Origin of the sequence: Variovorax sp. LjRoot175, assembly GCF_964253805.1 — a bacterium.
GTDB lineage: Bacteria > Pseudomonadota > Gammaproteobacteria > Burkholderiales > Burkholderiaceae_C > Variovorax.
On the sequence record NZ_CAXURY020000002.1, the window covers coordinates 889,028 to 915,267 of the forward strand.

Here is a 26,240-nt window from a genome sequence, read left to right on the forward strand (position 1 = left end):
CAATCTTTCGGTCGGGCCCCGAGTCATCCGGAACGCGAGGCCCGAAGGATCAGCCTTCGATCTTTGCGAGTGCCTTGCTCGAGGTGTCCGCGACGGTCTCGCTGACCTTGGTGACGTTGGAAACCACGGCGTCGGAGACTTGTTTCGATGCCTTGTTCACGCCTTCGTAGGCGTTGTTCGCGGCAGCCACCGCAGACTTCGCCAGCGCCAGAATCTGCTCGGAGCCGGGGGCGTTGTTGAGGGCGCCGTTGACGGTGTCGAGGAACCTGGCCTGCATGTCGGCCATCTGCTTCTCGAAGGCGGCGCGCTGCGAGGCGGTCAGGGTGGTGAAGATCTCCTGCACCTGGCGGCCATAGGCCAGCGCCTTCTGGGGAGCGGCTTGCAGGGCGGCGGTCTGCAGTTCGATGAGTTCTGGCAGGCTCTTCGCTGACAGGGCACTCTGACCACTCTCCTGGCTTTCGGCCAGCAAGGTCTTGATCGTCTGCAGGTTGAGTTTGGCAAGCTGTTCCGCGCCTTGGAAGGCCTGGCCGGTCAGGCCGAAGAGAGTGTCAACGGAAGCCTTGCTGGCGGCGGCGAATTGCTCTGATTTCATGATGGGCTTTCTCTGGGGTTGGGTGGGTGGTGGTGTTTGCTGCACTGCAACATGATGAAGTCTAGTGTGGGGTTCCCCCGATACAAGCGATATCTGCTGCGGTGCAGCACATTAGAGGATCGCGCTTAGAACATTCGCCCCGCGTGGCGTGACCTCACCTCTTGGTAGAACCGCGCATCGCCGCGATCATGCGCTCGGGCAGCGGCGCAGGCTGGATCAGGTGGAACCAGTGGTAGTACGCGGTGCGAAGGCCATGTCGGTCGCGCCGTACATGTCCAGCGTGGGCGCGATGTCGATCAGCGCGAGCTTCTGCACCGCCTCGGGTAGTCGAGCGCGAGCCGGTGCGCGACGCGCGCGGCGCGGTCGTGGCCGGCGAGCGCAAAGCTCTCGTGGCGTAGAGGAAAGTAAATCTGATACCACCCCCCGCGTGCCGGTTTCCTCAGACGCCTGCTCGCCTGGTCCCAGACTTACCGTCGCAAGAAGGAAGGTAAATCTGGTATTTCGCATCTACGTCTACCCTTGCAAGGACGTGTTCGGAGCATAGGCGAACGAGCGCGCCGCCGTTCGCATCGGCGCGATCAGTGCTTGTGTGTCGGCCACATACTGTGACCTTCGCCTTGCGCCAATTGCCGGGCCACTTCCTGGCCGTGATGAAAGGCCGCTTCAATGGGCCGCTTCAATGCTTACCACCTCAACTGCGGTCCGGCGGTCCGCTGCTGCGCCCAGCGGACGGCGGCATGGTGCGAGGGCCTGCCGCACCTGCTCAAGGTGCGCACCTGGGCCTCGTTCATGTCGATCACCATCGGTTCGATGATCGACACGGCGCGCCAGCGAGCTGCCCCTCAGCCGCCCAACCGCCAGCTCCAGCCCCCCTTCAGGCTCATTCCTCATTGGATTCTTGCAACAGGCTCCAGACGCACTCCTCGTTGGAAAAGACTCAATCTTGCTTCCACGATCGCGAGCAACGACAATTTCGGACATCATGTTTAAGACCACCCAAGTGATCAAGGCGACTTTCGCCACCTGACATTGCCTTTCGATCGCTTCGGAAGGCTATGCGCCTTCCGGCCAAGAACCCCGGTAGGTCGCACCTTCCGGGGTTTTTTGTTTTTCGAGGTTCCAACATGCGCACCTACGACAAGTTGATCGCCACGATTTCCGCCCGCCGGAGCGTGGACGACGTGCGCCCATGCTCCGGCCGCAGACTGCATCTCTTACGCTAGCCTTCAGGCGAATCGCGCCTGGGGCTGGCCTTTGCCAACCAGGCGACAACGAAGCTCGCAGGACGCGCCTCGACAGAAAGATTCGCTATGAACTCGAACAACAGAAACCTCAGGAACATCGGCGTCATTGCCCACGTGGACGCGGGCAAGACAACGACCACCGAGCGCATCCTGTTCTACACGGGTGAGAGCCATCGCATCGGTGACGTGGATGACGGCACGACCCGCATGGATTTCGATCCCCAGGAACGCCAGCGCGGCATCACCATCAACAGCGCCGCCATCACGGTGCACTGGAAGGGCGTCCAGATCAACTTGATCGACACGCCGGGCCACATCGACTTCAACATCGAGGTGAGCCGTTCGCTGCGCGTGCTTGATGGCGCGGTTGTCGTCTTCGACGGCGTCGCCGGCGTGGAGCCCCAGACGGAAACGAACTGGCGGCTCGCGGACAAGTACCGCGTGCCGCGCATCGCCTTCGTCAACAAGCTCGACCGCGTGGGCGCGGACTTCCTGCGCGTGGTCGCAATGATCGAAGAACGCTTGGGTGTGACGGCGCTGCCCGTGCAGTTGCAGATCGGCGCAGAAGGTGACTTCCGCGGCGTGGTGGACCTGCTGACGATGCGCGCGCTCGTGTGGGACAAGGACGACGCAAGCGAGCCGTTCCGAGAAATCGAGGTGCCCGATGAACTGCTTGACGCAGCAAGGCGTCATCGCGCGATGCTCGTCGAGACCGTCGTCGAACAGGAGGAGGCGTCGCTGAATGCCTACCTGCGCGGCGAAGAGGTCCCGGTCGACGCCCTACGCGACTGCATCCGAAAGGGTGTGCTGGCGGGCGCGTTCGTGCCGGTGCTGGCCGGGGCGGCCTTCAAGAACCGCGGCGTGGAGCCCTTGCTCGACGCCGTTGTGGACTATTTGCCGCGACCCAGTGAAGTGACGGGCGTGGAAGGGCAGCCGGCGGCTGATCCGCAGGGGCCGTTCGCCGCGCTCGCGTTCAAGGTCGTTACCGACGACCACGGGGCGATGGTGTTCGTGCGCGTCTACCGCGGGCGTTTGCGGCGCGGCAACGTGGTGTTCAACGCGACGACCGGAAGGAACGAACGTGCGGCGCGGCTGTACGAGGTGCAAGCTGACCATCACATCGAACGCGACGAACTCGTGGCGGGCGACATCGCGGGCATCGTCGGGCTGAAGGACACGCTGACCGGTCACACACTGTGCGAGCGGAATCATCCAGTTCATCTGGAGGAGATCAGCGTTTCCGAACCCGTGATCCACGTGGCCATCGAGCCGAAAGCGCAAGCTGATCAGCAGGGGCTGCCCCACGCACTGCAGGCCCTGCTGCGCGACGACCCGAGCCTGCAGATTCGGCACGACGCCGAGTCGGGGCAGACGATTCTCTCAGGCATGGGCGAACTGCAGCTCGAGGTGTCCGTCGAGAAGTTGCGCGCAAGGCACGGCATCGAGGTGTCTGTAGCCAGGCCGCAGGTCGCCTACCGCGAAACGATCACACGCAGCGTGGAGGTGAATCATGTTCACAAGAAGCAGACCGGCGGGCCCGGTCAATTCGCAGAGCTGAAGCTGCGCCTCGCGCCCGTAGCGCGAGGCGAAGGCGTGCGCTTCGAAAGCCAGCTGGTGGGCGGCGCCATCCCGCGGGAGTTCATTCCTGCGGTGGAGCAGGGCATTCGCCGCGCGGCGCAAGCGGGTGTGGTGGCAGGCTTCCCGTGCGTGGACTTCGTGGCCACGCTCGTGGACGGCAGCCATCACGAACGCGACTCGTCAACGCTGGCGTTCGAACTCGCAGCGGCCGCCGCGTTCCGAGAAGCGGCGGCGAAGGCCGAGTCGACGCTGCTCGAACCCGTGATGGCCGTCGAGGTCATCACGCCGCTTGACTACCTCGGGGACTGCATCGGCGACCTTCATCGCCGGCGCGGGGTGGTTCATGGGAATACCATGCGCGGCTATACCGCCGTCATCGACGCCCATGTGCCGCTGAAGGAGATGTTCGGCTACATCGGTAGCTTGCGTGCGCTGTCTTCGGGCCGTGCACAGTACTCGATGCAGTTCGACCACTACGAGGTGGCGCCTGCGAACGAGGTGGCCGCGCTCGTCCGGAGCTAGGCCTCTACAGGCCAGGCGCGGGTCGATCGGTCTGCGCCTCGTTCTTGGGTGGCTCCGCTGGGCCGCGCGCCCGATAGCCGTCATTCGAGCGCTAGACCTGAATCCGTGAGCGCAAGAGTGAAAGTGGTTCACCCTGAGGGTGAGGCCGATGCGAGGTGGTTGGGTAAACGCCTGAGGCGTTCGGTGCGTTTTTCCGGCTGTTGCAATCGCTGTGTTCGGAGACCTTGTAGTGCGCCCCTTAATCGTCAAGCAACTCAACTACGACCTTACGCCTGTGGTCGGCCTGGCGCTGGTGGGCCATCACTGAATCGACTCGCACCGGTGTTCAAGCAACTCAATGCCGCATTGCCCGTGAAAAGTGGCGTTGCAAAAAATTCCAAGTAAGTTGAAAACCGACAACTACTGCAAATCGCGTTCGATCAGTTCAGATTCGGCTTCGCCAACGCCGTCAGCGAGCAGGAAGCCAAAGAACTCTACGAGACCTTTGCGGTGCCGGCGTCCGGCGCGCCGCTCTTCCAGGCGGCGGCAGCCAAATCTGAACCCGTGGACCGAAGCGGAGGTGGACGTCGAGAACCCCGAGCGGGGGCCGCTGCTGATCATTTCAGGCGAGAAGGACAACACGGTCCCACGGTCGATCGCGAACGCGTCGTTCAGGCAGCAGCAGCAGCAGCGCAACGCAGCGCCAACTGAGATCGTCGAGATGGCCAACCGCGGTCACGCACTGACCATCGACAGCGGTTGGAGAGAGGTCGCCGATACCTCGCTCGCCTTCGTCAGGCGCTTCATTCCGTCGGCCATCGCGCCAGCGGCTTGATCAACAGGCGACGCGCCGAAACGGATCCGCGCCGGGGGTTGCTCCAAACCGGGGCGGGAGGTTCTGAGTCGATGGTGTCCGAACCGGGCTTGTCGGCCCCCGAGGCCCAACGCCTGCATCGTGGCGTCATGCGAACGTTTCTTTCTGACCGAACGTGACGGCAAGGACCGACCGCGTCAGGCGTTATCGAATCTGGTGGCGGCTTTCGGCGACAGAGATCGACGAGCCAGCCGGCGCGAGGCGACCCCAACTGGACGGCGACAAGGCCGAATCGGACGCCGGAAAGCGGCCGTTGAGCGCGCAGGCAGCGCGCAATGACGCATGCTCGCGCTGACCCCTGTTCAGCTGTGAAACACCCTGCCGACCTCGTTGGATCATCACCGCGCAGCGGAGCGTTTTTCGAACACTCCTCCAGCTCTTTGCCTCCGCATCACAAGCAGCGCAGATCCAGGCAGAAGGGGCTGAGTCCATGAGCAGGCGCAGACCGTTGGGCGCAGGTTGAATCACGGGGCACGACTTCCAGGGTAACCCGCTCGGCCCGGCGTTGGCTGGCCGCCGCGAGGTCCAGCGGCTGCCCTGGATAGGCGACGCCGTCAGGATGCCATTCATGCAGGGTGACGAGATAGTCCTCCGGGTGGCCGGGATGGCACAGCACCAAACGCACCGGCGCCTGGACACCGAGGATCGGGTGCAGACCCCAGGTGGGATGAAACTGCGGTAGCGCAAACCGAAGACCTGCAACCCGCACTGGCCGTCCCGCTCGTGTCGCATGGGCAGTGCAACGCCCGCAGTGATGACCTGCCAGCCGTGCCCGTCAGATTCGCTTCCTGGCTCGGGCCGCAGCCGCAGTTCCACCCGCGCCGTGCTGGCATCCACCAGACGGAAGCTGCCGCCCTGCTCGGGCCTGGCGGCATCGCCCAGCAGGGGCCAGAATTCCAGCGCGCGCCTGATCTCCAGCGCGCAGCCCGGTAGGGCCACATCCCCCCAGCGGCGGAAAGCCTCGCGCAGCAGCACCGAGCGGATCGCCTCGTCCAGGCCCAGGCCGGCCGGGGCCAGGGCGCTCAACACTTCGTCCAGATCCTGCTCCAGGTAGAAGGGGAAGGCAAAGCGCTCGTGCAGTTCGCGGCCCCAATCGATGAGGGGCAGCGCGTAATCCGCGCACGCCAGCGTTGCCACGACGCTGCGCAGTAGGCACGCCAAGGCGGTGGCCCGCTCCGGCGTGTGCTGCATGCGCAGGGCACGAAACTCCACCAGGCCCTGCTTGCCCCGCCCGGCCAGGAAGGGATTCCACAGCTTTTCGATGTTGATCTCGGCGCGATGGCTGTTGCCGGTGGCATCGCAGAGAAACGGGGCCAGGCCGTGCCAGAGCAGTTCGGGCGGCGGTTCCTCCGCGCCGGCCGTCGCATCGGGCACCTGTTCACGCTGCCACTGTGCGATCCCGGGCACCACCAGTCGGGGCAGGAGAAGGGCGTCGTCAGCCGACACCCGCACAAGGCGAGGTTTGAGGCAAAGTACGGCACGGAAATGGAGCTGCTCGCGCGTCGCACACCTTGGACTACCGATCGCGATAGCCGAAACAAAGAGGCCCGGCGAGACGTCTCGCCGGGCCTGGGTTCCCTCCGGTGCTGCGATTGCCTACGAGAGGCTGCATTGCCTGCAAGAGGCGCACTTGGGGAGCCCGATGAAACATTTGATGCGCTTCGGGCGCCTCGTCTGTCGGACGAGGCCGCGTCCTCGTCCTCTCGAAGCTTCAGTGGCGTAGAACAAAGCAAAAGTGGCGCTGGTGCAAATCGCGCCTCCGGTAGGCTTGTGTAGGCTTGTGGCTTTGAACTGAAGGCGGATCGATGGCACAGAGGATGCAGAGCATGCACGAACTGTTCAAAGGGCGACACTTCGAGCGCGAGATCATCGTCCTGTGCGTTCGCTGGTACCTGCGCTTCAAGCTGAGCCTGCGTGACTTGGTGGAGATGATGGCTGAGCGCGGCCTGGCCTTGGCCCACACGACCATCCTGTGATGGGTCCAGCGATTCGTGCCCGAGTTCGACAAGCGCTGGAACCGTTTCGCCCGCAAGGCCGGTCGCTCATGGCGCGTCGACGAGACCTACGTGAAGATCCGCGGCAAGTGGGACATCTCTCTATCGTGCCGTCGATCGAGAAGGCCAGACAGTCGACTTTCGCTTGAGCACCAACCGCGATGTGAAGGCGGCCAAGGCATTCTTTCGCAAGGCGCTGCAGACTCAAGGCCGACCTCCGGTGAGCATCACGCTGGATGGCTACCTCGCATCGCGCGGTGCGGGAACTGTCCGCGCAGGACCCGCGCTGGACAGACACGCGGGTGCGATCGTCGAAATTCATCAATCACATGATCGAGCAGGACCATCGGACCATCGAGCGTGAGGTCACGCATCAAACCCATGCTCGGCTTCAAGGTCTTCGACCGCGCGGCGGTGACGATCGCCGGCGTCGAGTTGCCGCATCGCATCCGCAAGGGACAGTTCAACCTTCGTCGGTTGCACCTCAAAGGCCATGCCGCGTCTGCCTTCTGGAACGGGGTGCTTTCGGCCTGACCGGCGCAACGCTGCTTGGCCGCCTGTGTCAAAGCGTGCTAACCCTTTGTCTTTTTGCGTGACCCGAGAGGGGCCGCAGCGGCCGCTCATTTCTTCGCGGCTTTGATCTCGGCCTTTCCTTAGCCTCTTCGGCCTTGGCCTGCTTCACACAAGCGGCCTTGGCATCGCCCTTGTGAGCATCGCATTTCTCCTTGGCGACGTTGTAGGCGGCCTCCACCTTGGCCTCGGCGACCTTGCGCGCATTGCTGTCGCTGGGCTTGCGCTGCTGGTCGAGCTCGGCCTTGGCGATCTTTTCTTTGCCCTTGGCTTCCTCGATGCAGATGTCCTTGGCGTTGTCCTTCATGGCGTCGCAAAGCGCCTTGGCAGCCTTGTGGTCGGCCGCGATCTTGTCGCGGGCCGCCATGTATTCGGCGTCGGCCGGATCGACCGCAGCCTTCGGCGGCGGGGTGATCTGCGCGCCGGTCTGGCCGGCAACCAGGCACGACGCTGCAACGGCGAACATCAACAACGGCTTTTTCATGGCGGCCTCCTTGGCGCCGACGGGTGTAAAGGACCCGGTGTTTCCTGCTTGAGCTTCGGCGTCATCGGCAATGTAGAAATCGACCAGATCCCGCCAAGGTAGGACGCTCCGTGGAACGGTCGCAGGTGCATGCCGATACCCAGCGCAACCATGGCGGATCTGCAGGCGATGCAGTCTTCCAGGCCACCGGCTTGATGATCGCGCGCCGCGTTTCGGCTCTGGGTGGCTGTCTATTTCTCTGCCGCAGGTCGAACACGGATCTCGGGGAACTTGTCGTCTCGGAAGGCCAGCCTGTTCTTCAACTGCCGGTGTTCGTCGTACGGGTCCTCGTAGGTCCAGACGGCGTCTTTCAAACGCCTTTCACCGAGGTTCAGATCGAAGTAGTTCGCCGTGCCCTTGAACGGGCATTCCGTGGTGCTCTCCGAGCGCTCCAGCTTCTCCATCCTGACATCCGAACGTGGGAAGTAGTAACGGGCGGGGTACTTGTCTTCATCGACCTTGATGACGTCGGTCGAATGGGCAATGACGACGCCTTCGACTTCCACCTCGACCAATTGCTGCAGTTGCTCTTCCCGGACCTGGTGATCGGGCCATTTTTGATGGCCTGGTGATTTGCTCATGCGGTACTCCTAGAGTTGATTGCCGAGATGGCGAAGGAACCAGTCGCGCGCCAGCGACGAAACGGTTCCGAGCGCGTCGGACTCTTCGAACAAGTGGGTGGCGCCGGGCACGATCGTCAGTCGCTTCTGGCTGCGCAGCAGCTCGAGCGCTTGCCGATTCAGATCGATCACCGCGCCGTCGTTGCCGCCGACGATCAGCAGCGTGGGTGCGCGTACGCGAGCCAGCGCCTGCTTAGCCAAGTCCGGCCGGCCGCCGCGGGAGACCACGGCATGGACCGTGTCGGGCCGCTGCGCTGCTGCCGCCAGCGCGGCCGCCGCGCCGGTGCTTGCGCCGAAGTAGCCGATGTTCAGACGCGCGGTTCGCTCGTCGGCGCCCAGCCAGTCGGTCAGATCGACGAGCCGGTCGGCGAGCAAGCCGATGTCGAAGCGCAGTTGGCGCGTGCGTTCGTCGACCGCGTCTTCGTCGGCGGTCAGCAGGTCCACGAGCAGAGTCGCCAGGCGGGCCTCGTTGAGCTGCTGGGCCATCTCGCGGTTGCGTGGGCTGAAGCGACTGCTCCCGCTTCCATGCGCAAACAGCACAATCCCGCGCGCCGCAGCAGGCAGGGCCAAGTCGGCTTCGAGCTTGACCCCGCGCGCCGCGATCCGAAGCGCATGCTGTTCGATCGATTTCATTGCGGCGTCCATCATTGCCGTCCAAGGGACGAAGCACCAACTGATGGTGGCACGCTCACGAATCCCCTTGCATGAATCACCTTATTTCTTGCTTGTTGGAGTTCTGTAGGGTGATGCCCACATTGGCGTAGGCGCGGCGAACGCGCTGGACCGCCTTGCAAAATCTATCCGCAGTGTCCAAAGGTTCCAAAGTGGATCTCATAGGCGAAATCCCATGAGCTGGGTTGCGTCCGAGCATTTCTCGGGTGAGGCCCTGATCGACGACCCGCGCCAGCTCTCGGGGGCTAGCCCAGTGCGTCGCGAGGCGCAATGATCCGGCATCCGCAGGTGTTCCTCTACGACGAACCGCTGTCGAATCCTCGACCTCGAGCTTCGCGTACGGCTGCGGCTGGAGACCGCGCGCACGCAGCGCACGCTCAAGTCGACCGCCGTCTACGTCACGCACGATCAGACCGAGGCGATGACCCTGGCCGACCAGATCGTGGTGCTGCGCAAGGGCCGCATCGAGCAGGTGGACTCGCCGCTCGCGCTCTACCAGACGCCGGCCAACCTATTCGTCGCGGGTTTCATCGGCACGCCGCGCATCAACCTGTTCACCGTGGTGCTGCCACGGCGTAGTGTGGTGCCGCCCGCATCGGCCTCGACCGCATCGATCGTTGCGCGTGCCGCGCAGCCTGCCTGGGCCCGTCGCCACACTGGGCCTTCCGCGCCGAGCAGGTGCGCCTGGGCGAGGCCGGGCCGGGCGAGATCGCCGTCGAGCAGCTGAGCGACCGCGCCTTCTGCTACCTGCGCTGCGCGCTGGGCGAACTGGTGCTCCTGAGCGTCGGCACCGACAACCGGCTCGGCGGCACGCTGCGACTGGGCTCTCGCCGTCCCCGCTGCACTTCTTCGGCGCCGACGGATAGGACGGTGCGTAGCGAAGGCCTCGCGACTTGACGCCAAGGTCGCGGAGGCTGCGCTTCGGCGTGCGCAGACCGGTCTTGGGCGCGCGATAGTGCCGCCCTCCTACATCCTGCCCAGGCATTGGATCTGATGGCCAATCGCGCGCGCAGATGTCGGCGGAGAACACGCTTGCCATCAACGCAAGCGGTCAGGAGGTCCTGCGCGGCCTGACATTCGACGAGTCGCAGTTCCTGATCGACTGCGCAGGCCAGCCGCCCAAGGATGCGGCACAGGATCGAGGCAGTGAGCTCGCGCTCAAGCACGAAAAGGCATGGCTGCGAATCGCGACTGTCGACGAGGAGAGCACAAGCGACGAGGAGCGGCCGCCCATCGTGGCGAAGTTCTAGCGGGAGACCGCGAGCCCGGTGGTTTCACTTCGACCGCGCGATCCAGGTTTCGAAGGTGACGGTACCGATGCGCGACTGGTCGCCCGGCGTGAGCGACGAGTCGTTCAGCTCGATGCCGACGCAGTTGCCTGAGGTCGTTGAATACCAATATCGCTGGCCCCATGACCCGCGTCAACTTGACGCCAGGTTCGCATTGCAGGATCTGTCCGACAAGGAAAACCATCATCTGGCGGCAAGATGATTTGTCGAAAATTCGATGCCCACCATCTTGAGGAGCGCAGCCATGCCGATGAAATTGCTGGAGGAACTCGCCAACGCTGAGCTCCCAATCAAGTTGAGCAACTCGGCACACGTCGACAAACTGCGCATTCTTGCGGCCGCCGGACACGTCCTGTCCGATATTCCCAAGCAGTGGCACGATCCCGATCAGCGCGGAAGTCAAAGGCCCGCCACCGTCTTTCAGGTGACGCCTCTCGGATACAAGGCCCTGCGGTACTTCGCGCCTCCCAAGTCGCACCCCAGCAGCAGGAGCACCAGTACAGGCTGTCGGGTGCGTGCTGGTTTTGATGCAAGGACGATCTAAAGCAGCCGGCCGAAGGGAGCCGCTTTGCGGTGTCGCTTCATCCCAAACCAAATCCTCAACCACAGGGCGATCGCTAAATGATGCACAGAATCACGCTGCAGCTTCTGGCGTGGATCCACGCGATCGCGTGTCTCAGCCAATGATCCTCTCGGCGGGTCCTTGGCGCCTGCTTCGCCATCGAGCGTGAGCAGAACGCGAGGACCGCGCCGGCGACGCGGACGGACCGTACTTGACCATGCCCACGCCTGCCAATTCAAACGATCCCTGCTTGGACTTCGCCCCGTTCGATGGCTACGGGCGAGCGAGGGTGGAGCCCATAGCGCCGCGGCCGGGCACCCGCCCCAGGGGGGTATCTCATAGCACCGCGCGCAATGTGATCAAGGAGTTCATCGAACAAGGCGGATCGACCCACTCCGCGGCCGGATCGGTGCTCTGGGTGATCGAGGCATGGTGCAAGAAACAAGGCGTCACCGTCGCTGTCATGCGGGACGAGGCGGGCGGCTACGTAACGTCCAGAAGCCCGATGTGACCTGCGCTCGCAGATGAAGGGCTGCAGTGCAGCGCTTTCCGAAACGGACTACTTAGTCATCATCGACTGCGTTGCGAAACTCGCCCCTTGCGACCTCCGCAGGGTCGCGCTCGTTCTGTGCAGGCCACAGGCCCAAACCCCAGTCCAGCATGTCGTTGTACGCCGCATGCCCTTCCGTAAGACGCAGCATCTCAGCGGCAAATTTCTCAGCCCAATCAACCATCGCTCCCTCTTCCACAATTCCGCGAGGATTATGCCCACGCGCGCCCTGCGCTGCGCGCGCGAGGTTATTCAGGTTATTGGGGTTATTCATGCCCTGGCATCTCGGCAAGGTGGGGGTTGGCTGGACGCTCACGCAGCGGCCGCTGCCGGGCGCCGTCGACGGTTTGCACGAACATGACCGGTTCGCCTCCTTGCCCTCCCCACGATCAGTTCGAATACGTTGGGTTCATCATCACGATGGAGGTCACGAACAGAGGCGAGGGTCACCGCCCCACCTCGCGCACCCGCGCGGCAACTGCGACGCGCGGCCACTGGACGAGTCGCTGCGCACGGTCGGCGCCGGTGGCCAGCACCATGGGCTGGTCGAGTACCACATGGCGCCCGAAGCTGAAGCCGGCGCGCTACGCTGCGCCGCGTTCCTGATCCGCTACTACGGCGAGGGCGGCCATGGGGTAACCTGCACGAGCCGTTGCACACCGTCACGACGAACGACCGGCTGGCGCTGGTCACCGTCTGGGTCCGCGGCGAGCCGTGGGTGGTGGTCGACATCTGCCTGCGCATGCTGGTGCCGCGCGAGTTGGCCAACGCCACGGGTTTCCCACGTCAGTACGTGATCGACCGCGGCCACGACGGCCGAATGTTCACCAAGACCCAGCAGGTGGCAATGATCAGCAACGCCGTGCCGCCCGGGCTGCAGCGCGCCGTGACGGCCGCCAACTACAGCGATCTGTGGGATCAGCCGCTGCGGTGGGCCGCGTGAATCATCCTGCTTCAGTAGTGAGGCAACTCGTCCAAGGAAGAGCTTGCTGCCCTGCCCACGATGTGCACAGAGGCCAGGTCGTCAGATCCGTCCTTGCATCGAACCTCATCGCCTACGAGGTAACCACCGCGCCCGTTGGCAACAGCCGTCCATATTCGGTTGCCCCCGTGCCAAAGGTTTGCAACGTCGGAAGCGGCGGTGTCTACGCCCTCGCTCAGTTCGAATTCCCCCGGGGCGTTCATGTCGACCGCATGAAGCATGACGTGCTCCAGGGTGTCACCTCCGAAATGAACCTGCGTGATTGCGTAGTGCGACATGTCCATCTCCATCGTTTGATGCCTGGAGTATGCCGGCCGCAGCTACGCGCGGTGAAGGCTTGCGGGACGTCAGCCCATCCGATTGCTCACGAAGTTGTCCATTTCCATGGCCAGCTTGGCGGCCATGCGCTCCAGGTTCTCAACTTCGTCGATCTCAGCGACCGTCGGATCAGGCCCTGGTGCGCTCCCGACGCGTGTCACTTTACGCGTCGACGACGCGAAGCCGCCTATGCTGCGAAGGCGGAAGCATCCGGAAGCGGCTCGACGCCGGCGGTGGATCAGCCACTCTTCGACCCCGCGCGCGACGGCCTGACAAACCACGCCGCTTCCCCCAATCGCCACAGATGGAGGCGAAGAAACCATGAGCGCGCGGTCGCTGTATCTTGACCGGACCGCTGTGGCTGAGTTCGTTGCCCTGTCCGAATCGACGATCGAGAAGCTCGTGCGCGAGAACGAGTTTCCGAAGCCGCGAATCTTGTCCGGCCGGCGAGTCGCCTGATCGGCGTCGGCAGCAAGTCATTCGGCTCGACCACGGTGAAGACGAATTGAAGCTGCTGATCGTCGGGGCGGTCTCGCCGGCCTGGCACTTGCGATCGCCCTGCGCGAGCAGCGGGTGCCGGTGACCATAGTCGAGCGCGCAAGCAACTGGGCAATCCCCGGCGCCGGGCTGGTACCTCGTCGGCAATGCAACGCGTGCCTTGCAGGCTCCGGGTTTGTGCGTCCGTCGACAGGAGCCTATGTCATCTGGACGGGCGGCCCCACCACGGGTCGCAGCCCCGGTGCCAGACAGGGGTCGGCCGGCCGCTCATTGATACTCCATGCCGATTGGCAAGCCGCGCTCTATCGACGGGACCGTCCTATTTGGGTCGAACCGAACCTGGCGAGACCATGGCAGGCGGCTCGATGCATGCAGGCAACCTCGAGGGAGCCTTGATTCGCAGTTGCTTGTTGACGTTCTTGCGCCCGAACACAACCTCGATAGCGGAGCGCGATACGCCAAACTCGCTGGCCAGGAAACGCACCATGTGGTCCGTTGCACGGCCCACGCGCGGCGCCTCGGTGACGCTGACTTTCAACTGATTGCCCTTGACCTTGCCGATGGCGTCTTTTGCTGCGCCGGGTGTCCCGAGAATGTTGAGGACCAGGATGTCCCCCTCCCACCTGTAGAACGAGTTCTTCTTCAATTGGTGGCCACGCACCGGGTCAGGCGGCACGCACGGCATCGAAGCATCACGCGATGACAACACGCGTGCACAGCAACTCGGCCTCAACGGCGAGGTGACCGTCTACAAAGCCGCTCCCCTTGAACTTGAAGACCCCCGCCTTCCTGCGCACCAGCCGCACGTCCATCATCAACTGATCCCCAGGTTCGACCGGCCTCTTGAATCGCGCCGCATCGATTCCACCGAAGTAGTACATCTTCGTGTCGTCAGGTGTTTCACCGAAAGTCTCGAATGCGAGCAATGCAGCGGCCTGCGCCAGCGCTTCCAGCAGCAGCACGCCGGGCATCACGGGACGGTGAGGAAAGTGCCCCTGGAATATCGCTTCGTTGATCGTGACATTCTTCAGCGCCTCGATCCGCGTGCCCGTCTCGAGCTTCACGACGCGGTCCACCAAAAGGAACGGATAGCGGTGGGGAAGCCTATTCAGAATTTCGTAGATGCCCAACTTCACACAAACCCCTTGCCCATCGCGGTTTTCTCGGCATAGCCGGTAACGAACAGCACCTTGAGGCCGGGGTCGTGTCGCCCGGCTCCTCTTGGCCAGATCCCGGCCCTTCACCCTGCCACGCAGACCGAAATCCGCAGAAAAAACTCCGTCAGCTCCCTCGAGGACTGCCGAATAGCTGGCGCTCGGCTGCGAGGAGTGTGACGCCGAGGCGCCGAACAGGCCATTCGAGCACTTTCATTGAGCCTCAGGCGAAAGCGTCGCAGATGCGGTGTTTCGACGGGCGTACCTGTCGCGCTGATGCGCTCGCAATATATGTTAATCAAATGATAATTGCAATGATACACAATGAAAACTATATTCGCGCTTCCGCCGTGAAGCCCGATGAGCTCGCGACGCCCCCCACCGTCCATGCGAGCCAACATTCTTCAAGCACTTATCCAGTTGGTTCGGACCCAACGAACAAACCGACAGCTGGGAGGCGCGCTCGCGTTCATTGCCGGCGCGATCAACGCCGGTGGGCTTCTGGCGGTGCAGCGCTATACGTCGAACACGACCGGGATCGTGTCCGCCATCGCGGGCGACCTGATCTCCGGGCACGTCGCCTGGGCGCTTGCCGGAGTCGCGTTACTCATTTCATTTATTTGCGGAGTGGCAACCACCGCGGCGCTGGTCACTCGTGCGCGTCGCCGACGGTTACAGGGCGAGTTCGCGCACCCCCTTGTGCTCGAGGCGGTCTTGCTGCTGCTGTTTGGTTTGTTGGGCGCCAATCTCGAGCTGCTTGGCGAATGGTTCGTTCCGTCCACCGTTTTGCTCCTTTGTTTCATCATGGGGCGGCAGAACGCGATCGTCAGCAAGATCTCGAAGACCGAGATCAGGACGACACACATGACTGGCGTTATCACGGACCTGGGCGTTGGACTGGGTCGATGGATCCACGGTGACGATCCTCGGGGAGTCGATGGCCAACGCATGGTGAAGGCCGACTCCGAGAAGGTGGCTCTCTATACGACGATCCTCGGGTTGTTTGTGGGCGGAGGCGTTGTCGGCGCCATCGCCTTCTCGGTTGTGGGCTCTGCTGCGGCGGTGCTCTTTGCCGCCGTGCTGGTGACGTTGGCTGCACCGCCGGTGCGGCAAGACTTGAGGTCGATGGGTGACAGATCTACGGGGGATGTTTCGTGAAAGCCGCTGCGGGAACGAACCGCACCGTCAGCCGACACATCAAGCTGCTGCGTTACCAGCCTCCATCGGGAGGTGCAAGCCGCACCTTCGGTGCGGTTTGGCAACTGGGCAACGAAGTCCGTTGGACGTCACCGATCACACGAAGACTCAATGACGTGTTGGACCCGAAGCTCTTCGTTGACCGGTTTCCAGAAGCCACATACGAATTTGATCACTTCGCTGCCGCTATCACCTGGCTGCAGTCAGTTTGCAGCGCTGCGCGCGAGCTACTGGACGTTGCACAGGCCTGCCAGACAGAACCGGGCCTGGGGTTGAGCTGCATTCGGTACGAAGGACCGGATCGTGGCGGGGATCTCGCCAGCCTGCTGGAAGGAGAGAACCAAGCGCAGTTGCTGGATGTCGAGATGCTTCGGACCGTTGTGAACCTGACCTTGGAGCACCTCGTCAAGGAGCATGCCGTTCTCAAGGGCCTTCCATTGGAGCTGATATCCGAGGAGGGTTCGAGCGAATGCGCGCGACTTCTCCTCCCTGACGACCGGCTCGTACACCTCTACTTTGATCGCGATACGCGTCCGAGTCGCGTGGTCCCGCAGTTGCTTGCAGAGAGCGATCGGCTTTTTCGCCTGCGCTCGGACTCGGAAGTCTCGTTCTTTGTATTCGCTCAGTTGAAGGGCGCGCTACCTCTTCGGCTGACAACCAACGTGCTCGCGACGGGGATGCGACTTCCGCACATCGCCAACGGGTTGGTTCGGCTGGTGTGGGCTACGCCACTGTAGCCATGAAGCTGCCCCGCAGACCTCGAGGACCAACGCGTTCAGTTGATCGGGAAGCGCATCTCTGCTCCGTAGGAAGCGCCAGAACAGGATCCTTATGACCAACCCCGCTGATCCGTTTCGCCTTGCCGCGCTTGAATATCACGGGCATCCGGTCCCGGGCAAGATCGCGATCGCGGCGACCAAGCAGATGCTCAACCAGCGCGACCTGGCGCTGGCCTACTCGCCCGGCGTGGCGGCACCTTGCGAGGAAATCGTCAAGGACCCGGTCAACGCCTTCAAGTACACCGCGCGCGGCAACCTCGTTGCGGTCATCACCAACGGCACCGCCGTGCTGGGCCTCGGCGACATCGGGCCGCTGGCCGCCAAGCCGGTGATGGAAGGCAAGGGCGTCCTGTTCAAGAAGTTCGCCGGCGTCGACGTGTTCGACATCGAGATCGACGAGAAGGACCCGGCCAAGCTGGTGGAGGTCATCGCCGCGCTGGAGCCGACCTTCGGCGCCATCAACCTCGAAGACATCAAGGCACCGGACTGCTTCTACGTCGAGCGCGAGCTGCGCAAGCGCATGAAGATCCCGGTCTTCCACGACGACCAGCACGGCACGGCGATCACGGTGGCGGCCGCCATGCTCAACGGCCTGAAGGTGGTGGGCAAGGACATCTCGCAGGTCAAGCTCGTCACCTCGGGCGCCGGCGCCGCGGCGCTGGCCTGCCTGAACCTGCTGCTGAAGGTCGGCCTGAAGCGCGAGCACGTGTTCGTGACCGATCTCGCCGGCGTGGTCTACGAAGGCCGCACCGAGCTGATGGACGACGACAAGCGCCAGTACATGCAAAAGACCTCGGCGCGCTCGCTGGCCGAGGTGATCGAAGGCGCCGACGTGTTCCTCGGCCTCTCGGCCGGCGGCGTGCTCAAGCCCGCGATGGTGGCGAAGATGGCGGCCAAGCCGGTGATCTTCGCGCTGGCCAATCCCAACCCCGAGATTTCGCCCGAGGACGCGCATGCCGTGCGCGGCGACGTGGTCATGGCCACCGGGCGCACCGACTACCCGAATCAGGTCAACAACGTCCTGTGCTTCCCCTACATCTTCCGCGGCGCGCTCGACTGCGGCGCGACCACCATCACCGACGAGATGGAAGTCGCAGCGGTGCATGCCATCGCCGAACTCGCGCAGGCCGAGCAGAGCGAGCGCGTGGCTGCCGCCTATGTCGGCGAAAAGCTCAGCTTCGGTCCCGAGTACCTGATTCCGAAGCCCTTCGACCCGCGGCTCATGATGAAAATCGCGCCGGCCGTGGCCAAGGCCGCGGCCGAGAGCGGCGTCGCGCTGCGCCCCATTGCGGACCTGGACGCCTACCGCGACAAGCTGCAGAGCTTCGTCTACGCCTCGGGCCCCGCGATGAAGCCGATCTTCGACGCCGCCAAGCGCGCGCCGAAGAAGCGCGTCGCCTACTGCGAGGGCGAGGAAGAGCGCGTGCTGCGGGCGGCGCAGATCGTGGTGGACGAAGGCATCGCCCGTCCCACGCTGATCGGCCGGCCCGCGATCATCGCCCAGCGCATCGAGAAGTTCGGCCTGCGTCTCAAGGAAGAGCTGGACTACGACATCGTCAACGTCGAGCACGACCATCGCTACCGCGACTTCTGGCAGACCTACCACCGCATGACCGAGCGCAAGGGCACGACGGTGCAGACCGCCAAGATCGAGATGCGCCGCCGCCTGACGCTGATCGGCGCCATGCTGCTGCACAAGGGCGACGTGGACGGCATGATCTGCGGCACCTGGGGTACCACCGCCATCCACCTGCATTACATCGACCAGGTGATCGGCAAGCGCGCCGGCGTCTCCACCTATGCCTGCATGAATGGCCTGCTCCTGCCCGACCGGCAGGTGTTCCTGGTCGATACGCACGTCAACTACGACCCGACGCCCGAGGAGCTCGCCGAGATCACCACCATGGCGGCCGAGGAAATGATGCGCTTCGGCCTCAAGCCGAAGGCGGCGCTGCTGTCGCACTCCAACTTCGGCAGCAGCAACCAGCCGAGCGCTATCAAGATGCGCCAGACGCTCGACGCCCTTCTGATCCAGGCGCCTTGGCTGCAAGTCGACGGCGAGATGCAAGGCGATGTGGCGCTCGATGGCATGCAGCGCGTCGCCGTCATGCCGCACAGCGCGCTCGCCGGCGACGCCAACCTGCTGGTGTTCCCGAACATCGACGCCGCCAACATTTCCTACAGCCTGATGAAAACTGCCATGGGAGGCGGAATCACCATCGGTCCCATCTTGCTCGGCACAGCACGGCCCATCCATGTTTTGACGCCGTCGGCAACGGTGCGCGGCATCTTCAACATGACTGCCCTGACTGTCGCCGAGATCCCAAGCGACAAGTAGTCCTTCCAAGCTCGTGCGCCCGCCTCGCCGCCCCGCTCGCCCCTTTTTTTCATCTCATTCAATCATTGATGTCAGACCGCCTCGAGTACAACCAGCACCCGCGACCTCTTGTTGACAAATCGCTGAACTCAAAGACCATGCATTTCTCGATCTGCGACGTTCAAAGCCGGATGCAGATCGACCGGCCCAACAACCTCATGCTGGCGTACACGCGCCTCATGATGGGCTTCCTGCTGTTTGCGCCCAATCCCCGCCACATCGCCATGGTGGGTCTGGGTGGCGGGTCACTGGCGAAGTTCTGCTATCGGTATCTGCCAGATTCACGGATTCAGGTGATCGAAATCAATCCCTATGTCATCGCGCTTCGCGATGAGTTTGAGGTACCCAGAGACGATCACCGGTTTCAGATCCGCAAGGAGGACGCTGCTGACTATGTTCGTACTGCCCAGTATCGCTACGACGTGATCGTGGCCGACGGCTTCGATGCCAACGGGGTGCCTGCGAGTCTTTGCTCGCGCTCTTTCTACGACAACTGCTTTGACATGCTGGATCCCAACGGGGTTTTGGTGGCAAACCTCCACTCCCATCATGAGCACTTCCCGGTCTACCTTGAGCGGATCAAAGAAAGCTTTGCTGGACGTGTCGTCACCGTGAATGACTTTGATCATGGCAACACCATTGCCTTCGCATTCAAGGAAACGCCCACGCCGCCGCTGCTTGCAAACCTGCAACGCTGCGCATCGACGCTGGCGCCTGAAGCATGGGCGCAACTGGCGCCCAGCTTTTCCATGATCAAGCAGTTCGGCAGATGGCATAACCAGGGGATGCCTTAAGGACACGGGAGGCCCGCAACGGACGCATTTCGCATCTCCCACCTGACAAGCCGGACGGATGCCGGACTGGGGCATTGTGATGCTGAGCATCGAGCTCGGGTGCGCACGGCTCCCGGCCGTCATGCGTCGAATGCAAGAGTCGCAACGCGCAGTGCGCCGCGCCTCTGATTCTGACACCGGCACCTCGCACCGCTTACACGCAAACTTTTGCCCGAACATTTTTCGATCACCCGGAGTCATTCCATGAACAGCAGCAATCGTCGGAGCTTCATGCTTCAAGTCGTCGCCACAGGTTCAGCACTCGCGGTCACTGGCGTCTACGCCCAATCTACGGGGCCCAAGCTGGAAGAAAGCGATCCCCAGGCAACGGCGCTCGGCTACAAGCAAGACACTACCAAGGTGGATCCCAAGAAATACCCCAAGCACGTGGTCTCGCAAACCTGCGCGAACTGCCAGTTATTCCAGGGCAAGCCGAAAGAAGCGACAGGTGGCTGCCCCTTGTTCCCGGGCAAGCTGGTGGCAGCCAACGGTTGGTGCAGTGCATGGGTCAAGAAGGCGGGTTGACCGCTGGGCGCCTACGCGACGACGTTGATGTTCTGGACGCTGCCGAGCCTGTTCTTCACCGGGGTGGGCATGGCGGCGGCGATCGGCCTGATCAATTCCGTTGGCGGTCTCGGCGGCTTCCTTAGTCCTTACGTCGTGGGTCTCGTCAAGGACGCGACAGGTTCTACGGTCCCGGCGGTGCTTATGATTGCGGCGGTCGGCGTGATCGGGGCGGTGCTCGTGCTGCGGCTTCCTCGCGCGTCGACCAATCGCAAAGCGGACGCAAAGGACACGAATGGCGAAGCCGGCTTGGTCAGCGAACTGCCGCCCGACGTCGATCGGGCGCTCGTTGCCAACGGCTACAAGACGCGGCTCGGCGCGCCCGCGCTCAACACACTGGTGCACCGCATCGCCGTGCTGTCCAAGGCGCATCAGCTGGCCAAGGAGCCGAACCCTTGCGCGGACCCGCTGGTGCGCGAGCTGCTCGGCCAGACGCGCCGCGCCTATGCCAAGCGCGGCGCGCGGCCGCACAAGCAGCGCGCGCTCACCAGGGATCCGCTGCAGGCCGTGCTCGCGACCTGCGACGACACCCTGCGCGGAAAACGCGATCGCGCCCTCCTCCTGTTTGCCTGGGCGACCGGCGGGCGGCGGCGCTCGGAGGTCGCCGCAGCCACGCTCGAGAACCTGCGGCGCGTTGGTGGAGAGAGCGCGAAGTCCTACCTCTATACGCTCGCGCCAAGACCAACCAGGCCGGTGCGGACCGACCCGAGGACGTCAAGCCGCTGGTCGGCAGCGCGGCGGCGGCCATGCAGGACTGGCTCGCCGTGCTGACGGAAAGAGGGATCAAGGATGGCGCCCTCTTCCGCCGCATCCGCAAGGGCGGCCACCTCGGCGAAGCGCTGGCGCCAGCGGCGGTGCGCGACATCTTCAAGGAGCGGTGTGCGATGGCGGAGCTGGACGCGGGTTTTAGCGCGCACTCGCTAAGAGCGGGCTTCGTGACGGAAGCCGGCCGACAGAACATGCCGCTGCCCGAGACGATGGCGATGACGGGCCATCGGAGCGTCGCGACCGTCATGGGGTTACTTCCGGGCCGAGAGCGCACTGGGCAGCAGGGTCAGCCGGATGCTTGACGAAGATTGAATGCCTGCAAGCTGGGGTAATCGTTCCGTCGGTGCAGAGCCCCGAAGATGTCCTGTCAGTAACTACCCGGATGTGAGCTTCTTGTCTGGGCACTATGTTTGAACATCCTTGACGACAGGGGCCCGACCATGAAGTCCCATCCAGATCTCGCCCGTCGCAGCTTGCTTGCCGGGACCGCGAGCGCTTTGGCTGCAGCTGGCTTCCCAAGGCTGGCGCAAGCGCAGTCTGGTCCGGCATCTGCGCGCGCCAGCCTGCCGCCGTACGTCGCCTGGAAGAATGCCGACCACCTGATCGTACATACCGCTACGACGATCGAGACGAAGCGATCCGCCTACGGCACGAGCATCATCACTCCGGCGGACCGGCTGTACATCCGGAACAACTTGCCGGCGCCGGACGTCTCCATCGTCGCCAATCGCGACGTCTGGTCGGTATCGGTTGAAGGAGTCAGGCAGCCGCGCACGCTGACGGTTGCGGAACTGAAGATCGTGGGGTTGGAGACCGTGGCCGCGGTGCTGCAATGCTCCGGTAACGGACGCGGCTACTTTGCCGACAAGCCGAGCGGCACGAAGTGGACCATTGGAGCCGCCGGCTGCGTGATCTGGAGCGGGGTGCCGGTGCGAGACGTGGTGGCCGCGCTGGGCGGTATTGCGGAAGGAGCGCAGTTCATGACCGGCACAGGTGGCGAGATGCTGCCTGCGGGCCTGGATCCGAATTCCATCATCGTCGAGCGTTCCGTGCCGCTGCGCGCCTTCGAAGACGCGCTGCTGGCCTGGGAGATGAACGGCGAGCCGGTTCCACACGCCCACGGTGGACCGTTGCGCCTGGTTGTGCCCGGCTACAGCGGCGTGAACAACATCAAGTACATCAAGCGGCTCGCATTCACTCAGGCGCAGACCGAGGCGGCGATCCAGAAGACCGGTTACCGCATCTCTCCACCTGGCGCGAAGGGAGATCCCAGCCATCCTTCGGTCTGGGAGATGGACGTCAAGTCCTGGATCAATGGGCCGGGGCCCGAGACGGGGCCCGTCAGGGCCGGATGGGTCCAGATCCATGGTGTGGCCATGGGCGCGACTCGCGCGTTGCGGCGGGTGGATGTTTCACTGGATGGCGGGCAAACCTGGCGGGAGGCGCGCCTGGTGGGCCCCGACCTGGGCCCATTTGCGTGGAGGCAGTTCGTTCTGCCGGTGCGTCTCCAGCCGGGGCAGTATCTGCTCGCGTCGCGTGCTCAAGACGTCCAGTTCAACTGGCAGGTCGAAGCCACGCCGTCGAACGGCGGCGGATATTTGAACAGTGGGTGGCGCGTACATGCCTTGCCCATCACCGTCGTGTGATGCGACCCGCACTGTGGCACTTGACGCTCAGCGCGTATTTGGCAGGTGTCGCGCTGGCAGCCCATGCGGACGAGGAAGGTCGCCAACTGTTCATCTCGGTCGTGCCGGCATGCGCCCTCTGTCACACCCTGAAGGACGCCGGTGCGACTGGCGCGGTGGGGCCTTCGCTGGATGAGCTGAAGCCCGACGCACCGAGGGTTGCAAAAGCCGTACGCAACGGCATCGGCCAGATGCCTGCTTTTCCCCAGCTCACGGAAGCGCAGGTTCAGGCACTGGCCCGTTACGTCGAAGAAGCGACCAGGTCATCGGCCCCGACGGCGGGCGAGCATCGGCGACCGCATCAGAAGATGACCGATGACATCGGGAGTCATTGTCGAAATCCAGGGCAACGCGGATGCGCCGCATTGCCCTCCCTGCCATATCCATGCACCGCTAAGAAGAAGCAGGCGGCCATCTTCGACACTTCAGTTGAACGGCCCGCCTTGGGTGGGATCAAGTTCTGCAGACCATCCTTAGCTATTGGCCCGAAGCACGGCAAGCCGCGCACTGACGACAACCTCAAAAAAAGCCGCGTTGACGCTTTGAAGGAGAGCAAGCGACCACGCGTGTGATGGGCAAGCGGGCGCAGGTTAGATCTGTTCGCTTGCGACTTGACACGGATCGAGGGCACAGCGGAAGCGGATTGGTCGACTTTGTGGACGCCAAGGGAGAAAAGCGCTCTGTGTACAGAGAGCTCAGGCGGAGATTGCATGCTCGCGCGGACGCACCTCTTTCTCGATCTGCTTCGCGGCCTCCTTCTCGGCCATCTTGAGGTCGTAGACGCTCTGCATGTTGAGCCACCATTGCGCCGAGCCGCCGAAGTAGCGGGACAGGCGCAGGGCCATCAGAGGGGAAACGCCGCGCTTTTCGCGCACGATGTCGTTCACGGTCGGCGCGGCGACGTGCAGTTCCTTTGCGAGCGCGCTGGCGCTCATCTTGAGGGGCTCCAGAAAGTCCTCCCGGAGCGTCTCGCCGGGGTGAACCGGGCGCATTCCGTTCTTAAACATGGCTCTTGCCCTTCTGCCCAAAGGGCGATTCGCATCTTGCGAAGATAAGTCGCTGGGCGTTTGGCGCCGCCCGGCCTGCGCTAGTGTGGGTCGTAAATCTTCACGTTCTCGGGCCCGTCGCCGATCCACTGCCAAGCTAGCCGCCACTGGTCATTGATCCTGATGTGCCAGAAGCCATCGTAGAACTTCAGGTCATTGCCCGGCGGCGAGCCCGTCGTCGTTCGTGACAGCCGCGTCAAGCTGCGTCAGCTTGCGGGTTGCCACTCTCACGGAACTCTTCCGCAAAGGGAAGAACAAGAGGTTTGCAGCCATCGGTGTCATGTTCACACTCAAGACTCGGGGCGCGCTCGGCGTTCCCGACATCGCCAAGATTCTGAATGTGACGGTGGAAGCGGTGCGCCAGTCGACCACGCCGCGCGCAAGGCGGATGCGGCTTCCCAGGCCGGCCTGGTGAGCGAGCTGCCGCCGGACGTGCCCAGACGCGCCGCGCCTACGCCAAGCGCGGCGCGGCCGCGCAAGCAGCGCGCGCTCACCAGGGATCCGCTGCAGGCGGTGCTGGCGACCTGCGACGACACCTTGCGCGGAAAACGCGATCGCGCCCTCCTCCTGTTCGCATGGGCCACCGGCGGGCGACGGCGCTCCGAGGTCGCCTCGGCCACACTCGAGAGCCTTCAGCGCGTTGGCGGGGATGGCGCCCGCTCCTATCTCTACACCCTCGCGCACTCCAAGACCAACCAGGCCGGCACCGAACGCCCCGAGGACGTGAAACCCCTGGTGGGCAGCGCAGCGCAGGCCATGCAGGAGTGGCTCGCCGCGAGCGGCATCAAGGAAGGCGTCCTCTTCCGCCGCATCCGCAAGGGGGGCATTTAGGCGAGCCGCTCGCGCCAGCGGCGGTGCGCGACATCGTGAAGGAGCGATGCGCGATGGCAGGGGTGGAGGGGAAGTTTTCTGCGCATTCGCTCAGGGCCGGGTTCATGACGGAAGCCGGCCGACAGAACATGTCGCTGCCCGAGACGATGGCCATGACCGGGCATCACAGCGTCGCGTCCGTGATGGGCTACTTCCGCGCCGAAAGCGCGCTGGGCAGCAAGGTCAGCCGGATGCTGGATGAACCGTGAAGACGTTCTACCGCATTCTGTAGCCGAGAAGCTCCGGTAGCCTACCCACTCGCATCCAGATTGATGCACAATTGCATCATTTCAGGCGGCTGACATGCGAACGACTGTGACAATCGACGATGCGCTGTACGCAAAAGCCCTGGATGTGGCAGATCCCGGGATGGATAAAGCCGAACTGTTTCGCGAGGCCATAGAAACCTTTGTTCGCGTCCGGGCTGCTAAGCGCCTCGCCGCGCTGGGTTCGTCTGCGCCTAGCATGCGAAGTGTTCCTCGCCGGCGCCCTCGGCGCCCAGCAACGCACTCCTGATGGGGCCCGTTCTTGTCGACACCTCCGTGTGGGTCAGTCACTTCCGACACCGGAACAACGCCCTGATGGCGCTGTTGCAGGCGGATCTCGTTCTGACACATCCGATGATCGTTGCCGAGCTGGCATGCGGGACGCCGCCGGAACCGCGACGGCGAACACTGGGCGATCTGGACCTTTTGCAGAAGGTTCAGCAGGCGACTCTCACCGAGGTCAGGGACTTCATCGAACGGGAACGCCTCTACGGGCTCGGTTGCGGTCTGGTGGATCTCTCACTGCTCGCATCCACGATGCTCATGCGGCCCGCCGAACTCTGGACGCTCGACAAAAAACTTGGCGCCCTTGCTGTGCGCTTGGGCGTCATGCATCGGCCAGCACTGCACTGAGCTCGCGCGATCCGCCGTAGTTTCGACTAGGTACGACTGGCGGCCACGGGTTCGAAGCCCAGGACTGCCTTCGTCTCGAAATGCGCCGCCAGTGTCATAGTGCTCGACGGGCGGCGCAGCGCGGGCGGCCAGATCTACCCCTCCGTCACCGACGCGTTGTCACGCTGGTCGACGAGCTCGGGCCGGACTCACGATCGCGGGCGTGGCGGGCGTGGCGGGCGTGGCGCGCGAAGACGCGGGGGCGGCATCGGGCGTCGTCAATGCGGCGCATCAGCTGGGAGGCTCGCTGGGGCTCACCATTCTGGTGCTCGTCTTCGTTGCCGCCGGCTCGGTCATGGGGACGCGCGGACCGTGCTCGCCCATCGCATCGGCAATGCCCTCGGCGTCGAGTCGCTCATGCTTGTGATGGCCTTTGTGCTCGTGATATCCCTCATCGTCCGTCCGCGCCCGGGTGCCGCGCCAACTTGAAAACTAGGCCGGCACCGAACGCCCCGAGGACGTGAAACCCCTGGTGGGCAGCGCGGCGCAAGCCATGCAGGAGTGGCTCGCCGCGAGCGGCATCAAGGAAGGCGCCCTCTTCCGCCGCATCCGCAAGGGGGGTCATCTAGGGGAGCCACTCGCGCCAGCGGCGGTGCGCGACATCGTGAAGGAGCGATGCGCGATGGCAGGGGTGGAGGGCGCAGCGACGAGACCTGCGCCGG

At 63.8% G+C, this 26,240-nt stretch carries 30 protein-coding genes and 7 pseudogenes; 25 read left to right on the forward strand and 12 right to left on the reverse strand.

The window, feature by feature from the left end:
• Window positions 1-49: 49 nt before the first annotated feature.
• Together phaP and ACSQ89_RS34405 are read right to left on the reverse strand one after the other, a co-directional pair.
• Window positions 50-637 carry a TIGR01841 family phasin gene (phaP, locus tag ACSQ89_RS34400; RefSeq protein WP_436295829.1) on the reverse strand — a complete coding sequence of 196 codons (588 nt, stop codon included), beginning with the start codon at window positions 635-637 and terminating at the stop codon, window positions 50-52.
• A 133-nt stretch (window positions 638-770) separates the two neighbouring features.
• A pseudogene (locus ACSQ89_RS34405) lies at window positions 771-990 on the reverse strand (alpha/beta hydrolase); the annotation flags it as partial.
• A gap of 268 nt (window positions 991-1,258) precedes the next feature.
• Between ACSQ89_RS34405 and ACSQ89_RS34410 the strand changes: the two are divergent.
• From ACSQ89_RS34410 to ACSQ89_RS34420, 3 genes are all read left to right on the forward strand, one after another.
• On the forward strand, window positions 1,259-1,582 hold the full coding sequence (locus ACSQ89_RS34410; RefSeq protein ID WP_436295828.1) for a hypothetical protein: 324 nt from the start codon (window positions 1,259-1,261) through the stop codon (window positions 1,580-1,582).
• A 320-nt stretch (window positions 1,583-1,902) separates the two neighbouring features.
• Complete coding sequence (fusA, locus tag ACSQ89_RS34415) at window positions 1,903-3,936, forward strand: elongation factor G (protein ID WP_436296915.1); 2,034 nt, start codon at window positions 1,903-1,905, stop codon at window positions 3,934-3,936.
• Between the two features lie 559 nt (window positions 3,937-4,495).
• Window positions 4,496-4,750, forward strand: a complete 255-nt coding sequence (locus tag ACSQ89_RS34420; protein ID WP_436295826.1) for a hypothetical protein — start codon at window positions 4,496-4,498, stop codon at window positions 4,748-4,750.
• Between the two features lie 183 nt (window positions 4,751-4,933).
• Here ACSQ89_RS34420 and ACSQ89_RS34425 read toward each other — a convergent pair whose 3' ends face one another.
• Window positions 4,934-6,235, reverse strand: coding sequence for a transglutaminase family protein (locus tag ACSQ89_RS34425; protein ID WP_436295825.1), 1,302 nt, complete (start codon window positions 6,233-6,235; stop codon window positions 4,934-4,936).
• A 371-nt stretch (window positions 6,236-6,606) separates the two neighbouring features.
• On the opposite strand from ACSQ89_RS34425, the pseudogene ACSQ89_RS34430 reads away from it, so the two are divergent.
• Window positions 6,607-7,317: pseudogene (locus tag ACSQ89_RS34430) on the forward strand (IS6 family transposase).
• A gap of 86 nt (window positions 7,318-7,403) precedes the next feature.
• Here ACSQ89_RS34430 and ACSQ89_RS34435 read toward each other — a convergent pair.
• The 3 genes and pseudogenes from ACSQ89_RS34435 to ACSQ89_RS34445 all read right to left on the reverse strand — a co-directional run bounded on the left by ACSQ89_RS34435 (window position 7,404) and on the right by ACSQ89_RS34445 (window position 9,120).
• Window positions 7,404-7,837, reverse strand: a pseudogene (locus tag ACSQ89_RS34435) (hypothetical protein).
• Window positions 7,838-8,067: 230 nt separating this feature from the next.
• Entirely contained in the window at window positions 8,068-8,457 is a 390-nt protein-coding gene (locus ACSQ89_RS34440) for a DUF427 domain-containing protein (protein WP_436295824.1), read from the reverse strand.
• Between the two features lie 9 nt (window positions 8,458-8,466).
• Window positions 8,467-9,120, reverse strand: a complete 654-nt coding sequence (locus tag ACSQ89_RS34445) for a dienelactone hydrolase family protein (RefSeq protein ID WP_436297271.1) — start codon at window positions 9,118-9,120, stop codon at window positions 8,467-8,469.
• A gap of 469 nt (window positions 9,121-9,589) precedes the next feature.
• On the opposite strand from ACSQ89_RS34445, the gene ACSQ89_RS34450 reads away from it, so the two are divergent.
• From ACSQ89_RS34450 to ACSQ89_RS34475, 6 genes are all read left to right on the forward strand, one after another.
• Window positions 9,590-9,895: a hypothetical protein gene (locus ACSQ89_RS34450; protein ID WP_436296916.1), complete on the forward strand. Its 306-nt coding sequence runs from the start codon at window positions 9,590-9,592 to the stop codon at window positions 9,893-9,895.
• On the forward strand, window positions 9,847-10,065 hold the full coding sequence (locus tag ACSQ89_RS34455; RefSeq protein WP_436296917.1) for a hypothetical protein: 219 nt from the start codon (window positions 9,847-9,849) through the stop codon (window positions 10,063-10,065). Before ACSQ89_RS34450 ends, ACSQ89_RS34455 begins: the two co-directional genes overlap by 49 nt.
• A 116-nt stretch (window positions 10,066-10,181) precedes the next feature.
• A complete protein-coding gene (locus tag ACSQ89_RS34460; RefSeq protein WP_436295822.1) occupies window positions 10,182-10,418 on the forward strand; it encodes a hypothetical protein in 237 nt (78 codons plus the stop codon).
• A 67-nt stretch (window positions 10,419-10,485) separates the two neighbouring features.
• Window positions 10,486-10,659 (forward strand): hypothetical protein, encoded by a 174-nt coding sequence (locus ACSQ89_RS34465; protein ID WP_436295821.1) that lies wholly within the window; start codon window positions 10,486-10,488, stop codon window positions 10,657-10,659.
• Window positions 10,660-10,701: 42 nt separating this feature from the next.
• Window positions 10,702-11,001 (forward strand): hypothetical protein, encoded by a 300-nt coding sequence (locus ACSQ89_RS34470; RefSeq protein ID WP_436295820.1) that lies wholly within the window; start codon window positions 10,702-10,704, stop codon window positions 10,999-11,001.
• A 373-nt stretch (window positions 11,002-11,374) separates the two neighbouring features.
• Window positions 11,375-11,530 carry a hypothetical protein gene (locus ACSQ89_RS34475; protein ID WP_436295819.1) on the forward strand — a complete coding sequence of 52 codons (156 nt, stop codon included), beginning with the start codon at window positions 11,375-11,377 and terminating at the stop codon, window positions 11,528-11,530.
• A gap of 52 nt (window positions 11,531-11,582) precedes the next feature.
• On the opposite strand, the gene ACSQ89_RS34480 is transcribed toward ACSQ89_RS34475, so the two are convergent.
• Window positions 11,583-11,843 carry a hypothetical protein gene (locus ACSQ89_RS34480; RefSeq protein WP_436295818.1) on the reverse strand — a complete coding sequence of 87 codons (261 nt, stop codon included), beginning with the start codon at window positions 11,841-11,843 and terminating at the stop codon, window positions 11,583-11,585.
• Between the two features lie 378 nt (window positions 11,844-12,221).
• Here ACSQ89_RS34480 and ACSQ89_RS34485 point away from each other — a divergent pair, with 378 nt between their 5' ends.
• The gene (locus ACSQ89_RS34485) at window positions 12,222-12,512 is read left to right on the forward strand and encodes a DNA cytosine methyltransferase (protein ID WP_436295817.1); all 291 of its coding nucleotides are present in this window, start codon (window positions 12,222-12,224) and stop codon (window positions 12,510-12,512) included.
• A gap of 11 nt (window positions 12,513-12,523) precedes the next feature.
• On the opposite strand, the gene ACSQ89_RS34490 is transcribed toward ACSQ89_RS34485, so the two are convergent.
• On the reverse strand, window positions 12,524-12,829 hold the full coding sequence (locus tag ACSQ89_RS34490; protein WP_436295816.1) for a hypothetical protein: 306 nt from the start codon (window positions 12,827-12,829) through the stop codon (window positions 12,524-12,526).
• 69 nt (window positions 12,830-12,898) lie between these two features.
• Entirely contained in the window at window positions 12,899-13,192 is a 294-nt protein-coding gene (locus ACSQ89_RS34495; RefSeq protein WP_436295815.1) for a hypothetical protein, read from the reverse strand.
• Between ACSQ89_RS34495 and ACSQ89_RS34500 the strand changes: the two genes are divergently transcribed.
• A complete protein-coding gene (locus ACSQ89_RS34500; protein WP_436295814.1) occupies window positions 13,191-13,328 on the forward strand; it encodes a helix-turn-helix transcriptional regulator in 138 nt (45 codons plus the stop codon). The genes ACSQ89_RS34495 and ACSQ89_RS34500 overlap by 2 nt on opposite strands.
• Window positions 13,329-13,686: 358 nt before the next feature.
• Here the strand turns inward: ACSQ89_RS34500 and ACSQ89_RS34505 are convergent, their stop codons facing one another.
• Entirely contained in the window at window positions 13,687-14,013 is a 327-nt protein-coding gene (locus tag ACSQ89_RS34505) for a DUF167 domain-containing protein (RefSeq protein ID WP_436295813.1), read from the reverse strand.
• 46 nt (window positions 14,014-14,059) lie between these two features.
• Complete coding sequence (gene fabZ, locus ACSQ89_RS34510; protein ID WP_436295834.1) at window positions 14,060-14,497, reverse strand: 3-hydroxyacyl-ACP dehydratase FabZ; 438 nt, start codon at window positions 14,495-14,497, stop codon at window positions 14,060-14,062.
• A 411-nt stretch (window positions 14,498-14,908) separates the two neighbouring features.
• Here fabZ and ACSQ89_RS34515 point away from each other — a divergent pair, with 411 nt between their 5' ends.
• From ACSQ89_RS34515 to ACSQ89_RS34550, 8 genes and pseudogenes are all read left to right on the forward strand, one after another.
• The gene (locus ACSQ89_RS34515) at window positions 14,909-15,679 is read left to right on the forward strand and encodes a YoaK family protein (protein ID WP_436295812.1); all 771 of its coding nucleotides are present in this window, start codon (window positions 14,909-14,911) and stop codon (window positions 15,677-15,679) included.
• Window positions 15,676-16,455 (forward strand): hypothetical protein, encoded by a 780-nt coding sequence (locus tag ACSQ89_RS34520; RefSeq protein ID WP_436295811.1) that lies wholly within the window; start codon window positions 15,676-15,678, stop codon window positions 16,453-16,455. Before ACSQ89_RS34515 ends, ACSQ89_RS34520 begins: the two co-directional genes overlap by 4 nt.
• A gap of 94 nt (window positions 16,456-16,549) precedes the next feature.
• A complete protein-coding gene (locus tag ACSQ89_RS34525; protein WP_436296918.1) occupies window positions 16,550-18,835 on the forward strand; it encodes an NADP-dependent malic enzyme in 2,286 nt (761 codons plus the stop codon).
• Between the two features lie 137 nt (window positions 18,836-18,972).
• Window positions 18,973-19,668, forward strand: a complete 696-nt coding sequence (locus ACSQ89_RS34530; protein ID WP_436296919.1) for a fused MFS/spermidine synthase — start codon at window positions 18,973-18,975, stop codon at window positions 19,666-19,668.
• Window positions 19,669-19,911: 243 nt separating this feature from the next.
• The gene (locus ACSQ89_RS34535; RefSeq protein ID WP_436294861.1) at window positions 19,912-20,232 is read left to right on the forward strand and encodes a high-potential iron-sulfur protein; all 321 of its coding nucleotides are present in this window, start codon (window positions 19,912-19,914) and stop codon (window positions 20,230-20,232) included.
• A gap of 282 nt (window positions 20,233-20,514) precedes the next feature.
• Window positions 20,515-21,351: pseudogene (locus ACSQ89_RS34540) on the forward strand (site-specific integrase); the annotation flags it as partial.
• Between the two features lie 128 nt (window positions 21,352-21,479).
• On the forward strand, window positions 21,480-22,685 hold the full coding sequence (locus ACSQ89_RS34545) for a sulfite oxidase (protein ID WP_436294862.1): 1,206 nt from the start codon (window positions 21,480-21,482) through the stop codon (window positions 22,683-22,685).
• Window positions 22,685-22,984 (forward strand): annotated as a pseudogene (locus ACSQ89_RS34550) (c-type cytochrome); the annotation flags it as partial. The gene ACSQ89_RS34545 and the pseudogene ACSQ89_RS34550, both read left to right, overlap by 1 nt.
• Before the next feature lie 435 nt (window positions 22,985-23,419).
• On the opposite strand, the gene ACSQ89_RS34555 reads toward ACSQ89_RS34550, so the two are convergent.
• On the reverse strand, window positions 23,420-23,731 hold the full coding sequence (locus ACSQ89_RS34555; RefSeq protein ID WP_093110419.1) for a HigA family addiction module antitoxin: 312 nt from the start codon (window positions 23,729-23,731) through the stop codon (window positions 23,420-23,422).
• 319 nt (window positions 23,732-24,050) lie between these two features.
• Between ACSQ89_RS34555 and ACSQ89_RS34560 the strand changes: the two genes are divergently transcribed.
• From ACSQ89_RS34560 to ACSQ89_RS34580, 5 genes and pseudogenes are all read left to right on the forward strand, one after another.
• Window positions 24,051-24,185: a hypothetical protein gene (locus ACSQ89_RS34560; RefSeq protein WP_436294863.1), complete on the forward strand. Its 135-nt coding sequence runs from the start codon at window positions 24,051-24,053 to the stop codon at window positions 24,183-24,185.
• Window positions 24,186-24,204: 19 nt separating this feature from the next.
• Window positions 24,205-24,849, forward strand: a pseudogene (locus ACSQ89_RS34565) (site-specific integrase); the annotation flags it as partial.
• Between the two features lie 94 nt (window positions 24,850-24,943).
• A complete protein-coding gene (locus ACSQ89_RS34570) occupies window positions 24,944-25,156 on the forward strand; it encodes a type II toxin-antitoxin system VapB family antitoxin (RefSeq protein WP_093110422.1) in 213 nt (70 codons plus the stop codon).
• Complete coding sequence (locus ACSQ89_RS34575; RefSeq protein ID WP_093110423.1) at window positions 25,156-25,539, forward strand: type II toxin-antitoxin system VapC family toxin; 384 nt, start codon at window positions 25,156-25,158, stop codon at window positions 25,537-25,539. The genes ACSQ89_RS34570 and ACSQ89_RS34575 overlap by 1 nt, the downstream gene beginning before the upstream one ends.
• 475 nt (window positions 25,540-26,014) lie before the next feature.
• Window positions 26,015-26,218: pseudogene (locus ACSQ89_RS34580) on the forward strand (integrase); the annotation flags it as partial.
• Window positions 26,219-26,240 lie beyond the last annotated feature (22 nt).